The 19,456-nt window shown below is 69.0% G+C and carries 18 protein-coding genes and 1 tRNA gene; 10 read left to right on the plus strand and 9 right to left on the minus strand.

Translation table 11 applies throughout. The features are described from left to right. Nucleotides 1-118: 118 nt before the first annotated feature. The 5 genes from VPH43_RS05735 to VPH43_RS05755 all read right to left on the minus strand — a co-directional run bounded on the left by VPH43_RS05735 (nt 119) and on the right by VPH43_RS05755 (nt 3,733). A tRNA-Val gene (locus VPH43_RS05735) sits at nt 119-193 on the minus strand. 19 nt (nt 194-212) lie between these two features. After that, nucleotides 213-920 (minus strand): DNA polymerase III subunit epsilon, encoded by a 708-nt coding sequence (dnaQ, locus tag VPH43_RS05740; protein ID WP_328576691.1) that lies wholly within the window; start codon nt 918-920, stop codon nt 213-215. A gap of 10 nt (nt 921-930) precedes the next feature. Continuing rightward, nucleotides 931-1,743: a prolipoprotein diacylglyceryl transferase gene (gene lgt / locus VPH43_RS05745; protein WP_328576692.1), complete on the minus strand. Its 813-nt coding sequence runs from the start codon at nt 1,741-1,743 to the stop codon at nt 931-933. Nucleotides 1,744-1,799: 56 nt separating this feature from the next. Beyond that, nucleotides 1,800-2,795 (minus strand): tetratricopeptide repeat protein, encoded by a 996-nt coding sequence (locus VPH43_RS05750; RefSeq protein ID WP_328576693.1) that lies wholly within the window; start codon nt 2,793-2,795, stop codon nt 1,800-1,802. After that, nucleotides 2,792-3,733 carry a LysR family transcriptional regulator gene (locus tag VPH43_RS05755; RefSeq protein ID WP_328576694.1) on the minus strand — a complete coding sequence of 314 codons (942 nt, stop codon included), beginning with the start codon at nt 3,731-3,733 and terminating at the stop codon, nt 2,792-2,794. The genes VPH43_RS05750 and VPH43_RS05755 overlap by 4 nt, the downstream gene beginning before the upstream one ends. 98 nt (nt 3,734-3,831) lie before the next feature. Here VPH43_RS05755 and ilvD point away from each other — a divergent pair, with 98 nt between their 5' ends. Beyond that, nucleotides 3,832-5,505, plus strand: coding sequence for a dihydroxy-acid dehydratase (ilvD, locus tag VPH43_RS05760; protein WP_328576695.1), 1,674 nt, complete (start codon nt 3,832-3,834; stop codon nt 5,503-5,505). Nucleotides 5,506-5,521: 16 nt separating this feature from the next. On the opposite strand, the gene VPH43_RS05765 is transcribed toward ilvD, so the two are convergent. Continuing rightward, complete coding sequence (locus VPH43_RS05765; protein ID WP_328576696.1) at nt 5,522-6,409, minus strand: DNA ligase; 888 nt, start codon at nt 6,407-6,409, stop codon at nt 5,522-5,524. 129 nt (nt 6,410-6,538) lie between these two features. Beyond that, on the minus strand, nt 6,539-6,790 hold the full coding sequence (locus VPH43_RS05770) for a TIGR04438 family Trp-rich protein (RefSeq protein ID WP_328576697.1): 252 nt from the start codon (nt 6,788-6,790) through the stop codon (nt 6,539-6,541). Between the two features lie 93 nt (nt 6,791-6,883). Between VPH43_RS05770 and VPH43_RS05775 the strand changes: the two genes are divergently transcribed. Continuing rightward, complete coding sequence (locus tag VPH43_RS05775) at nt 6,884-7,192, plus strand: c-type cytochrome (RefSeq protein ID WP_328576698.1); 309 nt, start codon at nt 6,884-6,886, stop codon at nt 7,190-7,192. Nucleotides 7,193-7,256: 64 nt separating this feature from the next. Here the strand turns inward: VPH43_RS05775 and VPH43_RS05780 are convergent, their stop codons facing one another. Then, nucleotides 7,257-9,401, minus strand: coding sequence for a 3-hydroxyacyl-CoA dehydrogenase NAD-binding domain-containing protein (locus VPH43_RS05780; protein ID WP_328576699.1), 2,145 nt, complete (start codon nt 9,399-9,401; stop codon nt 7,257-7,259). 2 nt (nt 9,402-9,403) lie between these two features. Next, nucleotides 9,404-10,609, minus strand: coding sequence for an acetyl-CoA C-acetyltransferase (locus tag VPH43_RS05785; RefSeq protein ID WP_328576700.1), 1,206 nt, complete (start codon nt 10,607-10,609; stop codon nt 9,404-9,406). A gap of 123 nt (nt 10,610-10,732) precedes the next feature. On the opposite strand from VPH43_RS05785, the gene VPH43_RS05790 reads away from it, so the two are divergent. The 8 genes from VPH43_RS05790 to VPH43_RS05825 all read left to right on the plus strand — a co-directional run bounded on the left by VPH43_RS05790 (nt 10,733) and on the right by VPH43_RS05825 (nt 19,428). Then, nucleotides 10,733-11,599, plus strand: coding sequence for an SDR family oxidoreductase (locus VPH43_RS05790; protein WP_328576848.1), 867 nt, complete (start codon nt 10,733-10,735; stop codon nt 11,597-11,599). A 222-nt stretch (nt 11,600-11,821) separates the two neighbouring features. Beyond that, entirely contained in the window at nt 11,822-13,432 is a 1,611-nt protein-coding gene (locus tag VPH43_RS05795) for an acyl-CoA carboxylase subunit beta (protein WP_328576701.1), read from the plus strand. A gap of 18 nt (nt 13,433-13,450) precedes the next feature. Further along, on the plus strand, nt 13,451-14,605 hold the full coding sequence (locus tag VPH43_RS05800; protein WP_328576702.1) for an acyl-CoA dehydrogenase family protein: 1,155 nt from the start codon (nt 13,451-13,453) through the stop codon (nt 14,603-14,605). Between the two features lie 5 nt (nt 14,606-14,610). After that, a complete protein-coding gene (locus tag VPH43_RS05805; protein WP_328576703.1) occupies nt 14,611-15,411 on the plus strand; it encodes an enoyl-CoA hydratase/isomerase family protein in 801 nt (266 codons plus the stop codon). Between the two features lie 55 nt (nt 15,412-15,466). After that, nucleotides 15,467-17,434 carry an acetyl/propionyl/methylcrotonyl-CoA carboxylase subunit alpha gene (locus VPH43_RS05810; protein WP_328576704.1) on the plus strand — a complete coding sequence of 656 codons (1,968 nt, stop codon included), beginning with the start codon at nt 15,467-15,469 and terminating at the stop codon, nt 17,432-17,434. Beyond that, entirely contained in the window at nt 17,431-18,573 is a 1,143-nt protein-coding gene (locus VPH43_RS05815; RefSeq protein ID WP_328576705.1) for an acyl-CoA dehydrogenase family protein, read from the plus strand. Before VPH43_RS05810 ends, VPH43_RS05815 begins: the two co-directional genes overlap by 4 nt. Before the next feature lie 15 nt (nt 18,574-18,588). After that, entirely contained in the window at nt 18,589-19,047 is a 459-nt protein-coding gene (locus VPH43_RS05820) for a thioesterase family protein (RefSeq protein ID WP_328576706.1), read from the plus strand. 69 nt (nt 19,048-19,116) lie between these two features. After that, nucleotides 19,117-19,428, plus strand: a complete 312-nt coding sequence (locus VPH43_RS05825) for a hypothetical protein (protein WP_328576707.1) — start codon at nt 19,117-19,119, stop codon at nt 19,426-19,428. The last annotated feature ends 28 nt before the right edge of the window (nt 19,429-19,456 follow it).

Genomic DNA, 19,456 nt, shown 5'->3' on the forward strand with positions numbered 1-19,456 from the left:
GTTTTGTGCCGCTGTTTACAAACGGAGCCGTTAGGGCGTGACGCGTTGCGCAGATCAGGCAGTGGCAGGCACAAAGCAAAAGGCCCGTACGTTGTTTGGAACGTACGGGCCTGATGGCTGGTGGGCGGTGCAGGGTTCGAACCTGCGACCCCTGCCGTGTGAAGGCAGTGCTCTACCGCTGAGCTAACCGCCCGAGTGTCTCGGGAAGCCCGCTATTGTGCCACAAGTTGGCGCCACACGGTTTTGCCGCCGCTGGCTTTGTCGAGATCGGCCAACAGCGCCTCGTGCGCGGAGGCTTCGCTCTCGGTGGCCAGCAGCACCGGCAGCGTGAACTGCGACAGGTCCACCGCATCCACCGCCACGACCGCACCGTTCGCGTCTTCGGTCTCGATGACGAGCGAGCCCTGGCCGCGCGTCATGTTGATGTACACCTCGGCCAGCAGCCCGGCGTCCAGCAGCGCACCGTGCAAGGTGCGGTTGGAGTTGTCCACCTCGAGCCGGCGGCACAGCGCGTCCAGCGAGTTGGACTTGCCGGGGAACATCTCGCGCGCCATCAGCAGGCTGTCGGTGATCTTGCCGACGTGTTGCGCAAACGGCTTGCGGCCCAGGCGGCGCAGCTCCTCGTTGAGGAAGCCCACGTCGAAGGCCGCGTTGTGGATGATGATGTCCGCGCCCGCCAGGTAGGTGAGCAACTCATCAGCGACGGCCGCGAACACCGGCTTGTCGGCCAGGAACTCGTCGGTCAGCCCGTGGATCTTGACCGCGTCCTCGCTGTTGCGGCGCTCGGGGTTGACGTAGAAGTGCTTGTTGTTGCCGGTCAGGCGCCGGCTCACCATTTCCACGCAGCCGATCTCGATGATGCGGTCGCCCGATTCGGGCGAGAGGCCGGTGGTTTCGGTGTCGAGGAAGATCTGTCGCATGGCTGTGATCCTAGCTGCGTCGCGCGCTACCGCGCTGTGCACTCCACCACCACAACAGCAGGCCCGCGGCCACCATCGGCACGCACAGCCACTGGCCCTGGCTGAGGTTGAGCGCGCGCAGGCCCAAAAAGCTGTCCGGCTCGCGGAAATATTCGGCGATGAAACGGAACACGCCATAGCCGATGAGGAAAGCCGCCGACACCTGGCCCAGCGGACGCGGCTTGCGGCCGAACCACCAGAGGATGGCGAACAGCAGCATGCCCTCCAACGCGAACTGGTACAGCTGCGACGGATGGCGCGGCACACCACCGTCATGCGCCTGCGGGAACACCATCGCCCATGGGAGCGACGGGTCGGCCGCGCGGCCCCACAACTCCCCGTTGATGAAGTTGCCGATGCGCCCGGACGCCAGCCCGGTGGGCACGCAGGGCGCGATCAGGTCGGTCACCTCGAGGAAAGGGCGCTGGCGCCGCCAGGCAAACAGCGCCATCGCGACCACCACGCCCAGCAGCCCGCCGTGGAAGGACATGCCGCCCTCCCACACCGCAAAGGTCTCCAGCGGATGCGCCAGGTAGTACGCCGGCTTGTAGAACAGCACATAACCCAGCCGCCCGCCCAGCACCACGCCCATCACGCCAAAGAACAGCAGGTCCTCCACGTCCCGGCGGGTCCAGCCGCGCTCGGCGAACCAGGGCTTGCGGGTGCGCAGGCTGGCCAGCCAGAAGAACAGGCCGAACGCAACGAGGTAGGTCAGGCCGTACCAGTGGATCTTCAGCGGCCCGAGCGCCAAGGCGACGGGCTCGAATTGCGGGTGCACCAGCATCGGTGTGTGTGGCTCGCAAGTGGTGGGCGGGCGATTGTCGCCTGTCTGCTCCGAGGTCAGCCCAGCTCGGCCAGCCGCTTCTTCGCGTCACCCAGGTTGTTGGGATGGCCCTTGCCCTGGCTGACGAAGCGCTCCAGCAAGGGCTTGGCGCGCGCCTTGTCGCCCTTTTGCAGCCAGGCGAGCGCCAGGCGGTAGTCGACCGGCAGCCGGTCTGCACCCTGCAGCGTGCGGGCCCGCTCCAGCTGGGCGATGGCTTCGTCGTGTGCACCCGTTTCCCCGAGCACCCGGGCCAGGCCGTAGAAACCCAGCGCATGTGCGGCGTACTCGCGTTGCAGGCGCTCGAACACCGGGCGCGCCTTGGCCGGCTGCGCGTTGTGCAGGTAGATGGAGCCGAGCTGGCCCCAGGCATCGCGCACGTCGCTCGCCAGCGAGGTGTCGGCGCCCACACGCACACTCGCGAGCTCGCGCTCGGCTTCGGCCCACTGCTCCTCTTTCATCGCAATGCGCGCGCGCAGCAGCTTGGCGTGTTCGGGCTGGCGCGCCTGGGCGCCGGCGGCCACCTCGCGCGCCTTGCTCACGCTGCCGCCTGCGATGCCGGGCGCCAGCAGGTAGAACTGCACCAGGCCGTCGCGTGCATTGAAGTACAGCGGGTCCAGCTCCACCGCCTTGGCAAACGCATCGCGGATGCGCCCGGTGAGGGTCATCGCCTTCAGCATGCCGCCGGTGACGGCCTGCACACCCAGCAGCGAGCCGGTGGCGAAATGGCACACCGCGGCGGCCGGCTGCCGCTGCAGGCATTTGTCGGCGAGCACCAGTGCGCCCTCCACGCGCTGCGGGTCATTCGCACCCATCGCCAGCAGCGCAAGCGCCAGGGTGGCCTGGGGATCATCTGGCTGGGCCTGCAGGCGCGCCTGTGCCAGCTTTTGAAGCTCCGCCGACCGGTCGGCCTCGAGCAACGCGTTCCACTGCGGGTCGGCGAGGGACTGCGCACCGGCCTGGGCGGCCCATGCACACGTGAGGGCGACCGCGGCGCGGCGCAGGGAAAGGATCATTCGGCTCTCTCGTGGTGAGGGGATGGCGCGACGGCACGCCGCCCGGTGTGGCGCTGGCCCTGCACATGGGCCACGAAGCGCGCCACCACCGGCGGCACCGGCTCGCGCCAGATGAGGCTGGTCTCGCTGGCCAGGCCGGCGGAGGGCACGCGTTTGTACACCACGCCGGGGCGCTGCAGCTGGGTCACCGAATGCGGCACCCAGGCCACACCCATGCCCACCGACACCAGGTTGACGATGGTCTGCATCTGAATGGCCTCCTGCGCAATGCGCGGCGTGACGCCGTGGCCGCGGTAGAACGCCAGCACCGCGTCGAACAGCGACGGCGAGATCGCGCGCGGAAAGATCACCAGCGGCTCGGCCAGCACGTCGGCGAGCCTGGGCGCCCTTGCAGTGCCGGCGGCCGGGTGCTCCTGGGACAGCGCGAGCACCAGCGGCTCGCGCAGCGCGGTCCAGGCCGCGAAGCCGGCCGGGGCGGCCCCGGGGGCATGCAGCACGAAGCCGGCATCCACCTCGTCGGCCGCAAAGGCGGCCAGCTGCACGTCCATCGTGGCCTCGCGCAGCTGCAATTGCACCTCCGGATGCGCCTCGCGGAAGCTGCGCAGCCACGCTGGCAGTGGCCCGTAGGCGATGCTGGACACGAAGGCCAGGCGCAGCTGGCCACTGAAGCCTTGTGCGGCAGCCTGCACGATGCCGGGCAGCTCCTCCGCCGCGGCCAGCAGGCGCCGCGCCTGCACCAGCAGCGCTTCACCCGCAGGCGTGAGCGCCACCGACCGGCGCGTGCGCTGGAACAGCTGCACACCGAGTGCAGCCTCCAAGGCCTGGATGGCCTGTGTCAGCGGCGGCTGCGTCATGTACAGGCGCAGGGCCGCCCGGCCGAAATGCAGCTCCTCGGCGACGGCCACGAACTGGCGCAGGGGGCGAAGCTCGATGTTCATTGATATGCCGAGCGTATCAAACCGCCGCGACAAATAGATTGGACCGTCGCCCCAGGCGCTCGCCATACTGGCGCCAGCATCCAAAGGAGACACCGTCCATGAGCTTCAACCGCCGCTCGAAGAACATCACCGAAGGCGTGGCCCGCGCGCCCAACCGCTCCATGTACTACGGCATGGGCTACCAGGAGGAGGACTTCTCCAAGCCCATGATCGGCGTGGCCAACGGCCACTCCACCATCACGCCCTGCAACTCCGGCCTTCAGCGCCTGGCCGATGCGGCGGTCATCGGCCTGAAGGAAGCGGGCGCGAACCCGCAGATCTTCGGCACGCCGACCATCAGCGACGGCATGGCCATGGGCACCGAGGGCATGAAGTACAGCCTGGTCTCGCGCGAGGTGATCTCGGATTGCGTGGAAACCTGCGTCGGCGGCCAGTGGATGGACGGCGTGATGGTGATCGGCGGCTGCGACAAGAACATGCCCGGCGGCATGATGGGCATGCTGCGCTCCAACGTGCCGGCGCTGTATGTGTACGGCGGCACCATCCTGCCCGGCAAGTACAAGGGCCAGGATCTCAACATCGTGAGCGTGTTCGAGGCGGTGGGCCAGTTCTCCGCCGGCAACATGAGCGAGGAGGACTTCTGCCAGATCGAGCGCCGCGCCATTCCCGGCAGCGGCTCCTGCGGCGGCATGTACACCGCCAACACCATGAGCTCGTCCTTCGAGGCCCTGGGCATGAGCCTGCCCTACTCGTCCACCATGGCGAACGTGGAAGACGAGGTGGTCGAGAACGTGAAGAAGGCCGCCGCGGTGCTGGTGGAGGCGGTGAAGAAGGACCTCAAACCGCGCGACATCGTCACCAGGCAGGCGATCGAAAACGCGGTGGCGGTGATCATGGCCACCGGCGGCTCCACCAATGCGGTGCTGCACTTCCTGGCCATCGCCCACGCGGCGGAGGTGGACTGGTCCATCGACGACTTCGAGCGCATGCGCCGCAAGATCCCGGTGCTGTGCGACCTGAAGCCCAGCGGCAAGTACCTGGCGGTGGACCTGCACCGCGCCGGTGGCATCCCGGCCGTGATGAAGGAGCTGCTGAAAGCCGGCCTGCTGCACGGCGACTGCCTCACCATCACCGGCAAGACGGTGGCCGAGAACCTCGCCGATGTGCCCGACCTGCGCACCGACCAGGACGTGATCCGTCCGGTGTCCAAGCCGATCTACGCCGAAGGCCACCTCGCCATCCTGAAGGGCAACCTCTCGCCCGAAGGCTGCGTGGCCAAGATCACCGGCCTGAAGAACCCGGTGATCACCGGCCCCGCCCGGGTGTTCGACGACGAACAATCGGCGCTCGCGGCCATCATGGCGAAGCAGATCAAAGCCGGCGACGTGATGGTGCTGCGCTACCTCGGCCCCAAGGGCGGGCCCGGCATGCCGGAGATGCTGGCCCCCACCGGCGCCCTCATCGGCCAGGGCCTGGGTGAATCGGTGGGCCTGATCACCGACGGGCGCTTTTCGGGTGGCACCTGGGGCATGGTCGTGGGGCACGTCGCGCCGGAAGCCTACGCCGGCGGCACGATTGCGCTGGTGCAGGAAGGCGACTCCATCACCATCGACGCCCACCAGTTGCTGCTGCAGCTGAACGTGCCGGACGAAGAGATCGCTCGCCGCCGCGCCACCTGGAAGGCACCGGCGCCGCGCTATACCCGCGGCGTGCTGGCCAAGTTCGCGAAGAACGCGTCCAGCGCCAGCTCGGGCGCCGTGCTGGACAACTGAGGTTCCGGTCGGCGCATCACGCGTCGAGCCGCACCCGCAGAAAACTCGCGAACCGCGGCACGCCGGTGCGGGTGAAGCCGCGGTGGGTGAAGGTGATGGTGGCGCCCACCGGCGGTGGCGCCAGCCGTTGCGCATCGGACAGGCCGGTGCCGATGTCGAACACCGGGCCACCATCCATGCGCACCCGCAAGGCACCCAGCTGCCCGTCGTATTTGCCCTGCCCGGGCAGATGGGCCAGCACCACCGCGTCGGCGTCGTTCAGTGGCTTGAGCTTGAGCAGCGCATCGCTTCGGCCGCTGCGGTAGGGCGCATCCGCGCGATGCAGCATCAGGCCCTCCCCGCCGGCTGCCACCACCTCGGCCAGCCGGCGCCGAAGCTCGCTCGGGCCGCGCAGCGGCTGCTGCTCCACCTGCACCAGGGCGGCGAAGCCGGTGCGCTGCACCAGCGCGCCGATCGCCTCGTTGCGCGCCGAAAAAGGCCCCGGCGCGCCGGGCAGCTCGAAGAGCCGGTAGCTGATCTGGCGCCACTCCTCGTCGCGCGGCAGTTCGCGCCGCACCGCGCCGGCCAGCGCCTCGAAGCGGCCGCGCGCCATCCACAACTCACCGTCCAGCGCCTGTGCGGGCAGCGCGGCGGTGAACCAGGCCGGCGCATGCACCGGCTGGCCGCTGCGAAAGCGCAGCACCTCGCCGTCCCACAAGGCCCGCACGCCGTCGAACTTTTCACTCACCAGGTAGCCTGTGGGGTCGAAGCCGGGCGGGCAATCGTGCGCCAGGGGCACCTGCGGCCGCGGGCCGGCGCCGAACGCCGCGGTGCCTTGTGGCGTTGCCGCCGCCAGCGATGGCGCCACCAGCCACGCTAGGCCGCCGCCCGCCAGGCGGCGCCGCGCCGGGTTTGTCAGATCCATGCGCATGCCGCGCCTCCCTCTTGTTGTGAAGGCGGCGACGATATCGGGCGCTGGGGACCTGCCGCAATCCTCCTCAGGAGGGCCACCAAAAGGGTGGGCGGCCGGGGCAGGCGCCCCGCTCGGAAGGCGTTACTTCTTCACGGCGCGGCGGCCGCGCTCGTCCATGCCCATGTCCACCAGGTGCTTGCGGCGGCGCTCTTCCTTCTTCTGCTCCATCTTGTCCATGGCGCGGCGCTTTGTGTAGCCGCTGGCGTCGGCCCACCACCACCAGACCACCGCACCCGCGAAGGGCGACAGCACCCAGAACCAGGAGGTTTCCACCAGGGCCACATCAAACGCCTTGAGCAGGGTCAAGAGGGTGCCGATCACCACGAACCACATGGATGTGTCCTTCGGATGGGTCAACGGGCGACCCGTAGAATGCGTTGGAACTCACTGTAAACCAGTGCAACCGCAATGACCCGGAAGGATTCCATGAAGTCGCTCATCGCTCTGCTCGCGGCCGTGGGCGCCACCCTGGCAGCCCCCGCTTTCGCCAACCAGGAACTGGCGCAGAAGAAGAACTGCATGGCCTGCCATGCGGTCGACAAGAAATTGGTGGGCCCGGCCTACAAGGACGTGGCCGCCAAGTACGCCGGCCAGAAGGATGCGGCCGACAAGCTGGCCGAGAAGATCCAGAAGGGTGGCTCCGGCGTCTGGGGCCCGGTGCCGATGCCTCCGAACACGCAGGTGAGCGCCGCCGAGGCAAAACAACTGGCCCAGTGGGTGATGACGCTGAAGTAAGGCGCCCCGCTCTTCCGCCTGGAGGCCCGCTGTTGCGGGCCTTTGTTTTTCCAGCAGGTGGCGGTCAGCGCGGCTGGTCGAGCGCCTTGGCGATCGCCTCGCGCAGCACCTCGTTCACCACAAAACGATCGCCGTGGCGCTTTGCCAACTCCGCCGCACGCGGCAGGAAACGGTCGCCTTCGGAGGCGATGAACTGGATGGCGCCGCCCGTCCACGCCGGAAAGCCAATGCCGAAGATGGAGCCGATGTTGGCTTCGGCCACGCTGGTGAGCACGCCCTCCTGCAAGCAGCGCGCTGTTTCGATCGCCTGCCGGTACAGGAAGCGATCGCGCAGCTCAGTGCTGTCGGACAACGCACCGGGCTTCTCGAACAGCGCCTTCAACTGCGGCCACAGCTGCTTGGGCTGGCCGGCGGGATAGTCGTAGAAACCACCGCCGGCCGCCCGGCCGGCACGCTTGTATTCCTTGACCATCTGCTCCACGAGCAATTCGCCGGGCGTGCAGACATGGCGCTGGCCTTCGCGCTCGTAGTCGGTGCGTGTCTGCTCCAGCACGTGCACTGCCAGTGAGAGGGAGGTTTCGTCGATGACGGCCAGTGGGCCCACCGGCATGCCGCCCGCCAGCGCCGCATGTTCGATCAGCGGTGCGGCCACACCCTCGGCCAGCATGGTGGTGCCTTCCATCACGAAGCTGGCGAACACCCGGCTGGTGAAGAAGCCGCGCGAATCGTTCACAACGATCGGTGTCTTGCCCAGCGCCTGCACGAAGTCATAGGCCTGGGCCACCGCGGCGTCGCCGGTGAGGCGGCCGCGAATGATTTCCACCAGCGGCATCTTGTCCACCGGTGAAAAGAAATGCAGGCCGATGAAGCGCTCGGGGGCCACGCTGGCCTCGGCCAGCCCGCTGATCGGCAAGGTGGACGTGTTGGAGGCGAAGAGCCCGCCCGGTGCCAGCCGCGGCTCCGCCTCGCGCGTGACCTCGGCCTTGAGCGCGCGCTGCTCGAACACCGCTTCGATGATGAGCTCGCAGCCTTCAAGATCAGCCACCGATGCGGTGGGCGTGATGCGATCCAGCAGCGCGGCCTGCTCGGCCTCGCTCATGCGGCCCTTGGCCACGTGGCCCGCGGTGAGCTTGCGCGCGTGTTCGCGCCCGGCCATCGCCTTGTCGGCCGACACGTCCTTCAGCACGCACACCATGCCGCGCGAGGCGATCGCGTGCGCGATGCCGGCGCCCATCATGCCGGCGCCGAGCACGCCCACCTTCTTCGGTTGCCAGCGCGGCACGCCAGCGGGGCGCGCGGCACCGCGCTTGATCGCATTGAGGTTGAAGAAGAACGCGGTGATCATGTTCTTCGCGTTCTGACCCACCATCAGCTGCGCGAGCTTCCGGCTTTCGATGCGGGTGGCGGTGTCGTAGTCCACCAGCGCGCCTTCGACCATGGTTTCCATCGCGGCCTGCGGCGCGGGATAGAGGCCGCGCGTTTTCGCATGCAGCATCGCCGGCGCCACCCCGAGTGCTCCGGCGATCTTGGGGCTGCTGGGCGAACCACCGGGCAGCTTGTAGTCCTGGCGGTCCCAAGGCTGCAACGCATCCGGATGCTCGGCGATCCATGCGAGCGCCCGCGCCTTCAGCTCGTCCACGGACGCACCGAGTCCCTGCACCAGGCCCAGCGTCAGCGCCTCCTGCGGGCTGAACAGCTTGCCTTCCACCAGGTAGGGTTGGGCCGCCATCAGGCCGAGCAGGCGCACGGTCTTGGTGATGCCAGTGGCGCCGGGGATCAGGCCCAGCGTGGTCTCAGGCGTGCCGAAACGGATCTTCGGATCGTCGAGCGCAAAGCGCGCATGGCCGATCAGCGCCACCTCCCAGCCGCCGCCCAATGCTGCGCCGTTGAGCAGCGCCACCACGGGCCGGCCCAGCGTCTGGATCGCGCGGAAGCTGCGTTTGAGCGCCTCGCACCGCGCAAAACACTCGGCCGCATCCTCCTGCTTCAGCTCCAGCACGCCCTTCAGCTCGGCGCCCGCAAAGAAGGTGCTCTTGGCCGACTGCAGCAGCACGCCGCGAATGCGCGCCTTGTCGCTGAGCAACTGCGCCGCGGCCTCCGCCATGTCGGCCTGCCACTGCGGCGTCATGGTGTTCACCGGGGAGTCGGGTTCGTCGAACGTCAGCGTGGCGATGCCGTCGGCGGCCAGCTCATAGCGAATGGTCTTCATGTTCAGACCCTCTCGATGATGGTGGCGATGCCCATGCCGCCGCCCACACACAGCGTGATGAGGCCGCGCCTGAGCTGCCGGCGCTCCAGCTCGTCGAGCAAGGTGCCCAGCAGCATGGCGCCGGTGGCGCCCAGTGGATGGCCGAGCGCGATGGCGCCGCCGTTGACGTTGACCTTCTCGTGCGGCACGCCCATCTCCTGCATGAAGCGCAGCGGCACCGCGGCGAAGGCCTCGTTCACTTCGAAGAGATCAATGTCATCGATGCCCAGCCCCGCCTTGGCCAGCGCCTTGCGGGTGGCCGGCATGGGGCCGGTCAGCATGATGGTGGGGTCCGCGCCGGACAGCGCGGTAGCCACCACGCGGCCACGCGGTGCCAGGCCGAGCCGACGGCCTGCCGCTTCGCTGCCGATCAGCACCGCAGCCGCGCCATCCACGATGCCCGACGAGTTGCCCGCCGTGTGCACATGGTGGATGCGCTCCACCTGCGGATAGCGCGCCAGCGCCACCGCATCGAAGCCCATGGCGCCCAGTTCGGTGAACGAGGCCTTGAGCGCGCCCAGGCCTTCCAGCGTGGTCTTGGGCTTGATGAACTCGTCGCGCGCCAGCACGGTGAGGCCGATGGCGTCCTTCACCGGCAGCACCGAACGGTCGAAGCGGCCTTCGGCCTGCGCGGCCGCAGCGCGCCGCTGCGATTCGAGTGCAAAGGCGTCCACAACGTCGCGCGTGAAGCCGCCCAGGGTGGCGATCAGGTCCGCACCAATGCCCTGCGGCACGAAGCCGGTGGCCGCGTTGGTCTGCGGATCCTGCGCCCAGGCGCCACCGTCGGAACCCATCGGCACGCGCGACATGCTTTCCACGCCACCGGCGATGACCAGGTCCTCCCAACCGCTGGCGACCTTCTGCGCCGCCAGGTTCACCGCCTCCAGCCCCGAGGCGCAGAAGCGGTTGACCTGCACGCCGGCCACCGTGTGCGGCCAGCCGGCCTTGAGCAGCGCCGTCTTTGGAATGACAGCGCCCTGCTCGCCCACCGGCGTGACACAGCCCATCACCACGTCGTCAACCGCGGCCGGGTCGAACTGCAGCCTGGACTGGAATGCGTTGAGCAAGCCTGCCAGCAGATCGACCGGCTTCACCTCGTACAGGCTGCCGTCCTTCTTGCCCTTGCCGCGCGGTGTGCGCACGGCGTCGAATATGAATGCCGAAGCCATTGTGTGCCTCCGAAACGAGACCGGCCGACAGGCACGCCGCCACTGCAGCGCACCTCGATTGACAAGCGATTATGGCGGGGCGCACACTTACCAAGCAAGTGCTTGGTTGAACACGAATTAGAGATGACACACGACTATCGATCGGTGTTCCGCGATGGCCTCTTCGACGGCCAGGTGGTGATCGTCACCGGCGGCGGCTCGGGCATCGGCCGCTGCACCGCGCATGAACTCTCCGCGCTCGGCGCTACCGTGGCGCTGGTGGGCCGCAACCTGGCCAAGCTCGAGACGGTTCAGGCGGAACTTGGCGTGCAAGGCGGCCGCTGTTCCATCCACAGCTGCGACATCCGCGAAGAAGAGCGTGTGCAGCAAACGGTGCGCGACGTGCTCGCGCAGCACGGCCGCATCGACGGTCTGGTGAACAACGCAGGCGGCCAGTACCCCTCGCCGCTGTCCCACATCAGTGCCAAGGGCTGGGACGCAGTGGTGCGCAACAACCTCACCGGCGGCTTCCTGTTCGCACGGGAATGCTTCAACCAGTGGATGACCGAACACGGCGGCGCCATCGTCAACGTGATCGCCGACATGTGGCACGGCATGCCGGGCATGGGGCACTCGGGCGCGGCGCGTGCGGGGATGCTTAACTTCACCGAGACCGCCGCATTGGAATGGGCGCCTGTGCGCGTGAATGCCGTGGCGCCGGGCTGGATTGCCTCCAGCGGGATGGACCAGTACCCGCCGGAGATGGCGCCACTCATCCGCAGCATGCCGAAGATGGTCCCCTTGCGGCGCTTGGGCACAGAGAGCGAGGTGTCGGCGGCGATCGTGTTCCTGCTGTCGCCGGCCGCTGCTTTTGTGTCGGGGGCGTGCTTGCGGATCGACGGCGCGGCGCCGAATGCCAAGCGAGTGTGGCCGGAGGTTGGGCGTGGGGGCTCGACGGAGGCGTTCAACGGGTTTCATCTCGCTGCGTCCCCTCGGGTGTTGGAGGGGTGATGCGCTCTGTGGCCTTGGCGCGTCGCGGCACGCGGTACCCGTCAGGCGCTCGCTCTGGTGCGGTCGGCGCTGCGCGCCGACTCCGCTGTGGTGCTCAGGCTGGGGGTGCGTGGCCGCAAGCCCGAGCATCGCAGGGCACCCTCGCGCAGCGAGGGCAAGCAGATGAAGCGCCGACGGCTGCCCGCCCACGCCTTTGCTCGCTCCAACCGACGCATTGACCACATGCCAAGCCTCGAATCCCTACTCGACACGAGCAGTGCGGTCTACGCGGAAAACCGCGCCCACCAGCTCCAGCTACTCGACCAACTCCGCAGCCTGGAAGCACGAACCCGCACCACCAGCGCGCAGTCGCAGAAGGCCTTCGACAAGCGCGGCAAGCTGCTCCCCCGGGAGCGCGTAGCACGGCTGCTGGATCCCGGTGTTCCCTTCCTCGAACTGTCCACCCTCGCCGGCTGGCTGCAGGACCATCCCGACCCCGAGCGCTCCATCCCGGGCGGCGGTTTCATCGGCGGCATTGGGCAGATCGCCGGCACGCGAGTGATGCTGGTGGCCGACGACGCCGGCATTGACGCCGGCGCTATGCAGCCGTTGGGCCTGGAGAAGTTCATCCGTGCGCAGCAGATCGCGTTGGAAAACAAGCTGCCCTTCGTGCACCTGGTGGAGTCCGCGGGCGCCAATCTGCTGCAGTACCGCGTGGAGCAGTTCGTGCGCGGTGGCATGGCGTTCTACCAGCTGGCGCGCCTGTCGGCTGCAGGGTTGCCGGTGATCGCGGTGGTGCATGGGCCGTCCACCGCGGGCGGTGCCTACATGACCGGGTTGGCCGACTATGTGGTGATGGTGCGTGGCAATGCGCGGGCTTTCCTCGCGGGCCCGCCGCTGTTGAAGGCCGCCACCGGCGAGATTGCGACCGACGAAGCCTTGGGGGGTGCGGACATGCATGCGAGCGTGTCGGGCCTGGCGGAGTACGTGGGCGAGGACGATGCGGATGCGCTGCGCATTGCGCGTGAGCTGGTGGCCGCCCTCGGCTGGTCGCCGGCAGGCTGGCCGGATGGGCCCGCGCCCCTGCATCCTGAAGATGAACTCCTGGGCCTCTTTGGCGCGGAGCTCAAGCGGCCGGTGGACATGCGCGAGGTGATTGCGCGCATCGTCGATGCATCGGACTTCCTGGAGTTCAAGCCGGACTACGGCCCGGGCACCGTGTGCGGCCATGCCGCGATTGCGGGTCAGCGCGTGGGCATCATCACCAACAACGGGCCGCTGGATCCGGCCGGCAGCACCAAGACCACCCACTTCATTCAGGCCTGCTGCCAGAGCGGCACGACCATCGTGTACCTGCAGAACACCACCGGCTTCATCGTGGGCACCGAGGCCGAGCGCGCCGGCATGATCAAACACGGCTCCAAGCAAATCCAGGCCCTGAGCAACGCGACGGTGCCGCAGATCACGGTGCAGTGCGGCGCCTCCTTCGGCGCAGGCAACTACGGCATGTGCGGCCGTGGCTTCGGGCCGCGCTTCGTGTTCAGCTGGCCCAACGCGCGCACCGCGGTGATGGGGCCGCAGCAGGCGGCCGGCACCATGGAGATCGTGATGCGCGAAGGCGCGGCGCGCAAGGGCGAGCCGGTGGATGAAACCAAGCTCGCCGCGCTCACTGCCAAGATCGTGCAGACCTTCGAGCGCCAGATGCACGCGTTCTACACCAGCGGCCTGCTGCTGGACGACGGCGTGATCGACCCGCGCGACACCCGCCGCGTGCTCGCGCTCACGCTGCAGCTGTGCCGGCAAGCGCAGGCGCGCGAACTTCGGCCCATGCAGTTCGGTGTGGCCCGGCCCTGACCCCAGGAGACGAACAACATGCAATTCACCCACGAACACGAAGAACTGCAGCGCACGCTCAAGCGCTTCATTGACGACGAGATCAACCCCCATGTGGACGAATGGGAAGCGGCGGAGATGTTTCCCGCGCACCAGGTGTTCAAGAAACTGGGCGATCTCGGGCTGCTGGGCCTGTGCAAGCCGGCCGAATACGGCGGGCTGGGGCTGGACTATTCCTACTCGGTCGCGATGGCAGAAACGCTGGGCCACATCAATTGCGGCGGCGTGCCCATGGCGATCGGCGTGCAGACGGACATGGCCACGCCGGCACTGGCCCGTTTCGGCTCCGACGAGCTGCGGCGCCAGTTCCTCGCCCCTGCGATCGCGGGCGACATGGTGGCCTGCGTGGGCGTGTCCGAGCCGGGTGCCGGCTCCGACGTGGCGGCCATCAAGACCACCGCGCGCAAGGACGGCGGCGACTACATCATCAACGGCGCCAAGATGTGGATCACCAACAGCCTGCAGGCCGACTGGATGTGCCTGCTGGCCAACACCTCCGACGGCCCGGCACACAAGAACAAGACGCAGATCATCGTGCCCATGGACACACCGGGCGTCACCAAGGCGAAGAAGATCCGCAAGATCGGCATGATGTCCAGCGACACCGGGTTGATCCACTTCGACGACGTGCGCGTGCCGCAGCGCTACGCCATCGGCCAGGAGGGCATGGGCTTCACCTACCAGATGCTGCAGTTCCAGGAGGAGCGGCTGTGGTGCGCGGCCAATGCGCTGCAGTCGCTCACCAACTGCATCCAGCTCACCGCCGACTACACCCGCGACCGCCAGATCTTCGGCCAGGGGGTGCTGGACCACCAGACGGTGCACTTCCGGCTCGCGGAGCTGAAGACCGAGGTGGAGAGCCTGCGGGCGCTGACCTACCTGGCCACCGAGCAGTACGTGGCCGGCAAGGACGTCACCGAATGGGCCTCCATGGCCAAGCTCAAGGCCGGCCGCCTGCTGCGCGAGGTGCCCGATGCCTGCCTGCAGTTCTGGGGCGGCATGGGCTACACCTGGGACAACATCGTCTCGCGCATGTACCGCGACGGGCGCCTGGCCAGCATCGGCGGCGGCGCGGACGAGGTGATGCTGGGCATCATCTGCAAGACCATGCACATCCTGCCGACGCGCCGGTGAACGGCATGCAGGTGCGCATCGAACACCGCGGCGCCTTCGTGTTCGCCACGCTGGACGCGCCCGCCACGCGCAATGCGCTCACCGACGAGATGGTGCAGGCGTTGGCGAGCGCCTTGCAACAGGCGCAGGCGCGGCCCGAGGTGCGCGCGCTGGTGGTCAGTGGCGCGAACGGCAGCTTCTGCGCGGGCGGCGACTTCAGCGCCTTCAAGGCCTTGCTCGCCAAGCCGCCGCCAGTCGGCGAGCCGGATCCCATCATCGGCTTCAACCGCGCCTTCGGCACGCTGCTGGAACGCCTGAGCGATGCGGACATCGCCACCATCGCGGTGGTGGAAGGTGCCGCCATGGGTGGCGGCGTCGGGCTGGCGGCCTGCTGCGACGTGGTCCTGGCCGCCAGCACCGCGCAGTTCGCCATGCCGGAGTTGACGCTCGGCCTGCCACCGGCACAGATCGCACCTTTCGTGGCCGAGCGCATCGGGCATGCGGCCGCCCTGCGCCTGATGTTCACCGGCCAGCGCCTCACCGGGGAGCAGGCCCATGCCGCCGGCCTGGTGGACGAGGTGCTGTGGCCCGATGCGCTGCAGCCTCGCCTGCTGGCCTGGCTGTCCGACCTGGAACGTGCGGAGCCCGGCGCCCTGCGGGCCACCAAGGCGGTGTTGCGGCAGGCCCGCACCGGCCCACGCACGCAGGCGCTGGATGGGGCGGCACAAGCCTTTGCGCACTGCCTGCGCAGCGGCACGGCGGCCGAAGGCCTGGCCGCGTTCGCGGCACGCCGGCCGCCCCGCTGGGCGAGTGGAGAAGGCGCATGAGCCGCAGGGCCGCTCCCAAGGCGGATACCCCAGCCAGCAGGGCGGAGCTTGCCCGATGACCCGCTTCAACACCCTGCTGATCGCCAACCGGGGCGAGATCGTCGTCCGCGTGGCGCGCAGTGCCGCCCGCCTGGGCCTGCGCACCGTGGCCGTGGCCTCGGACCCCGATCGCGGCGCACCGCACACCCGCGCCTGCGACATCGCGGTGCCCATTGGCGGTGAGCGCCCGGCCGACTCCTACCTCGACATCCCACGCCTGCTGCAGGCCGCACGCGACAGCGGCGCCGATGCGGTGCACCCGGGTTACGGCTTCCTCTCCGAAAACGCCGCCTTCGCACGCGCCGTGATCGCTGCCGGTCTGGTGTGGGTGGGCCCGCCACCCGAAGCGATGGAGGCCATGGGCCACAAGGCGCGCGCACGCCAGCGCATGGCCGCGGCCGGCGTGCCGGTGCTGCCCGGGTATGACGGCGAGGCGCAGGACCTGACGACGCTGGTGCGCGAGGCGCAGCGCATCGGTTTTCCGCTGATGGTGAAGGCCACGGCGGGCGGCGGCGGCCGCGGCATGCGGCTGGTGCTGGACGCCGCCGCGCTGGAGCCGTCACTGCAGGCGGCGCGTTCGGAGGCGCAGGCCGCGTTCGGTGATGCGCGCGTGCTGCTGGAGCGCGCCCTGCTCACGCCACGCCATGTGGAGGTGCAGGTGCTGGCGGATGCCCACGGCCATGTGCTGCACCTGGGCGAGCGCGATTGTTCGGTGCAACGCCGCCACCAGAAGATCGTGGAGGAGGCGCCCTCCCCGGCCGTGAGCCCGGCGCTGCGCCGGCGCATGGGCGAAGCCGCGGTGCGGGTGGCGCAGGACGTGAGCTACGTGGGCGCCGGCACGGTGGAGTTCCTGCTCGACGAGGCGGGCGCGTTCTGGTTCATGGAGATGAACACACGGCTGCAGGTGGAGCATCCGGTGACGGAGGCGCTCACCGGCATCGACCTGGTGGAGTGGCAGCTGCGCATCGCGATGGGGGAGGCGCTGGCCTGGCGCCAGGACGAGGTGCTGCTGCGTTACGAAAGCGGCGGCCACGCGATCGAGGCCCGGCTGTGCGCCGAAGACCCGGCCCAGGCCTTCCTGCCCTGCGCGGGCACGGTGCAGCGCTGGCGGGCGCCGGCTCATGTGCGCTGTGACCATGCGCTGGAAAGCGGATGGCCGGTGAGCCCCTTCTACGACTCCATGCTGGGCAAGCTGATCGCGCATGCGCCGCGGCGCGAAGCGGCCGCCTTGCAGCTGGCCGCCGCACTGGACCGCACGGTGTGCCTGGGTCTGCCCACCAACCGAGGTTTCCTGGCGCAGGTGCTGCGGCATCCAGCCTTCCTGGCGGGCACGGCCACCACCGGCTTCATCGCCACGCACTTCCCGGGCGACGGCAGCCGCACCGGCGCACCGCCCTCCTGGCTGATGGCGCTGGCCGCCGCCGGCCTGGCCCGCTTGCCAGGCACCCCACTGCCACCGTTGTGGGCCGGCTGGGTGCCACAGGGGCAAGTTCAGCAGGCGGTGCCGCTGCAGGTGGGCGCGCTCGCAGCCACGTGGCAGCTGAGCGGCACAGCGGATCGGCTGGTGGCTGCGTGCGGTAGCGACAGCCACTGCATCGAGGCGCTGGTGCGCACGCCCGACGGCGACGTGCACGCCCGGGTCGATGGCCGCCCTCGCCGCGCCGCGGTGGCCAGCGACGGCCGCTTCAGCTGGTGGCAGTGCGACGGCATCGAGCTGGCGCTGGAAGACCGCCGGCTGGCGGCCGCCCCCACCCAGCAAGGCAACGCGGAAGGGGCCGTGTCTGCGCCCATGCATGGCCGCGTGATCCAGGTGCTGGCCGAACCGGGCGCGACGGTGCGCGCCGGCGCGCTGCTGATGGTGATGGAGGCGATGAAGATGGAGCACCGGCTCACCGCGCCCATGGACGGCACGGTGCGCGCGGTGCATGCGCGTGTGGGCGAGCAGGTGGCGGCGCGCAAGCGGCTGGTGGACATCGCGCCATGAAGTTCAGCGCCGAGCACCAGGCCTTTCGCGACAGCGTGCGCACGTTCGTGGAGCGCGAGATTGCGCCGCATGTCAACGAATGGGACGAAGCGGGCAGCTTCCCGCGGGCGCTGTACCACCAGGCCGCTGCGATCGGCCTGCTGGGCATCGGCTATCCCGAAGCCCTGGGCGGCACGCCGGCGGACACCGGCTATCGCCTGGTGGCCACCGAAGAGATCGCACGCGCCGGCTCCGGCGGGCTGATGGCCGGGCTGTTCTCGCACAACATCGGCCTGCCGCCCATCGTGGCCCAGGGCAGCGCGGCGCTGCAGCAGCGCATCGTGCCCGCGGTGCTGGCGGGCGAACGGATCAGCGCGCTCGCGATCACCGAGCCCTCGGGCGGCTCCGACGTGGCGCGCCTGCGCACCACGGCCCGCCTGGACGGCGACCACTGGGTGGTGAACGGCGAGAAGGTCTTCATCACCTCCGGCCTGAGCGCCGACTGGTTGACGGTGGCCGTGCGCACCGGCGGCCCGGGCCCGGGCGGCATCTCGCTGCTGGCCGTGCCCGGCAACGCACCCGGCCTCGCACGCACCCCGCTGCAGAAGATGGGCTGGTGGTGCAGCGACACGGCACTGCTGCGCTTCGAGGGCTGCCGCGTGCCGGCCGACCACCTGATCGGCGAGTTGCACGGTGGCTTTCGCACCATCATGGAAAACTTCAACGGCGAGCGCCTGATGCTGGCCGCCGGCGCGCTGGCGTTCGCCGAGGTGTGCCATGACGAAGCGCTGGACTGGGCACGCCAGCGCCAGGCCTTCGGCGTGCCGCTGGTGGCCCACCAGGTGCTGCGCCACAAGCTGATGGACATGCGCATGCGGCTGGAAAGCACACGTCATTGGCTGCATGCGTTGGCACAGCAGCTGGACGAGGGCGACACCGGCGCGGCCTGGGTGGCGCAGCTGTGCCTGCTGAAGAACCATGCGACGCAGACGATGCAGTTCTGCGCCGACCAGGCGGTGCAGATCCTCGGCGGCATGGGCTACATGCGCGGCACGAAAAGCGAACGCATCTACCGCGAAGTGAAGGTCATGATGATCGGCGGCGGCACCGAAGAGGTGATGAAGGAGCTGGCCGCTCGCCAGCTGGGCGTGGGTGCGTAGGCACAATCCCCACCCATGCCCTTCGAGCCTGATTTCATCGCCCGCCTGAAGCACATCTTCGAAGAGAAGATCAGCTTCAACAAGGTGATCGGCCTGCGCATCGACACGCTGGAGCCCGACGGTGTCACCGCCCACATCGACATGCGGCCCGAGCTGGTGGGCCACTATGCGCACCAGCGCCTGCACGGCGGCGTGATCAGCGCCACGCTGGACGCGATGGGCGGCCTGGCGGTGATGGCCGCGATCGGTGCGCGCCACCCCGACGAGCCGCCCGAAACACGCCTGTTGCGCTTCGGCAAGCTGGGCACCATCGACCTGCGCGTGGACTACCTGCGCCCGGCCACCGGCCCGCGCTTCATCGCCCGCGCGGAGGTGATGCGCCTGGGCAGCCGGGTGGCGTCCACCCGCATGGAGTTCTTCGATGCGGAGCAGCGCTTGTTGAGCACCGGCGCGGCCGCCTACATCGTGAGCTGAGAAGCGACAAGAAGGGCGACGGCACAGCCCTTGCCACACGCCTCACATGGCAAATTCAGGAGGGTGCGGGTGGACAAGGAGGTGCTGACCGAAGCGATCGGCTGGGCCGCTGCCGGCATCCTGCTGCTCACCGTGGGCCGCCAGGTCTACACGCAGTGGCGCGAAGGCAGCACACGCGGTGTCTCCAAATGGCTGTTCGTGGGCCAGATCGCCGCGTCGGTGGGCTTCGTGATCTACAGCGCGCTGCTGGGCAACACGGTCTTCGTGCTGACCAACAGCTTCATGCTGCTGACAGCCTGCTTCGGGCAGGTGATCTTTCTGCGCAACCGGCGGCGCGAGCAGCGCCGCGCAGGCGGGTTGGCCGCGGGCAAGACCGGCTGAGCCTCGTGTGCCGCTGAACCTGGCGAAG

The sequence above is a fragment of the Ideonella sp. BN130291 genome, assembly GCF_036231905.1.
GTDB lineage: Bacteria > Pseudomonadota > Gammaproteobacteria > Burkholderiales > Burkholderiaceae_C > CAMLIZ01.

Excerpts from the sequence above, each read along its gene's own strand:
- dnaQ (WP_328576691.1), bottom strand. The coding sequence starts at position 920 with ATGCGACAGATCTTCCTCGACACCGAAACCACCGGCCTCTCGCCCGAA.
- lgt (WP_328576692.1), bottom strand. The coding sequence starts at position 1,743 with ATGCTGGTGCACCCGCAATTCGAGCCCGTCGCCTTGGCGCTCGGGCCG.
- VPH43_RS05750 (WP_328576693.1), bottom strand. The coding sequence starts at position 2,795 with ATGATCCTTTCCCTGCGCCGCGCCGCGGTCGCCCTCACGTGTGCATGG.
- VPH43_RS05755 (WP_328576694.1), bottom strand. The coding sequence starts at position 3,733 with ATGAACATCGAGCTTCGCCCCCTGCGCCAGTTCGTGGCCGTCGCCGAG.
- ilvD (WP_328576695.1), top strand. The coding sequence starts at position 3,832 with ATGAGCTTCAACCGCCGCTCGAAGAACATCACCGAAGGCGTGGCCCGC.
- VPH43_RS05765 (WP_328576696.1), bottom strand. The coding sequence starts at position 6,409 with ATGGATCTGACAAACCCGGCGCGGCGCCGCCTGGCGGGCGGCGGCCTA.
- VPH43_RS05770 (WP_328576697.1), bottom strand. The coding sequence starts at position 6,790 with ATGTGGTTCGTGGTGATCGGCACCCTCTTGACCCTGCTCAAGGCGTTT.
- VPH43_RS05775 (WP_328576698.1), top strand. The coding sequence starts at position 6,884 with ATGAAGTCGCTCATCGCTCTGCTCGCGGCCGTGGGCGCCACCCTGGCA.
- VPH43_RS05780 (WP_328576699.1), bottom strand. The coding sequence starts at position 9,401 with ATGAAGACCATTCGCTATGAGCTGGCCGCCGACGGCATCGCCACGCTG.
- VPH43_RS05785 (WP_328576700.1), bottom strand. The coding sequence starts at position 10,609 with ATGGCTTCGGCATTCATATTCGACGCCGTGCGCACACCGCGCGGCAAG.
- VPH43_RS05790 (WP_328576848.1), top strand. The coding sequence starts at position 10,733 with ATGACACACGACTATCGATCGGTGTTCCGCGATGGCCTCTTCGACGGC.
- VPH43_RS05795 (WP_328576701.1), top strand. The coding sequence starts at position 11,822 with ATGCCAAGCCTCGAATCCCTACTCGACACGAGCAGTGCGGTCTACGCG.
- VPH43_RS05800 (WP_328576702.1), top strand. The coding sequence starts at position 13,451 with ATGCAATTCACCCACGAACACGAAGAACTGCAGCGCACGCTCAAGCGC.
- VPH43_RS05805 (WP_328576703.1), top strand. The coding sequence starts at position 14,611 with ATGCAGGTGCGCATCGAACACCGCGGCGCCTTCGTGTTCGCCACGCTG.
- VPH43_RS05810 (WP_328576704.1), top strand. The coding sequence starts at position 15,467 with ATGACCCGCTTCAACACCCTGCTGATCGCCAACCGGGGCGAGATCGTC.
- VPH43_RS05815 (WP_328576705.1), top strand. The coding sequence starts at position 17,431 with ATGAAGTTCAGCGCCGAGCACCAGGCCTTTCGCGACAGCGTGCGCACG.
- VPH43_RS05820 (WP_328576706.1), top strand. The coding sequence starts at position 18,589 with ATGCCCTTCGAGCCTGATTTCATCGCCCGCCTGAAGCACATCTTCGAA.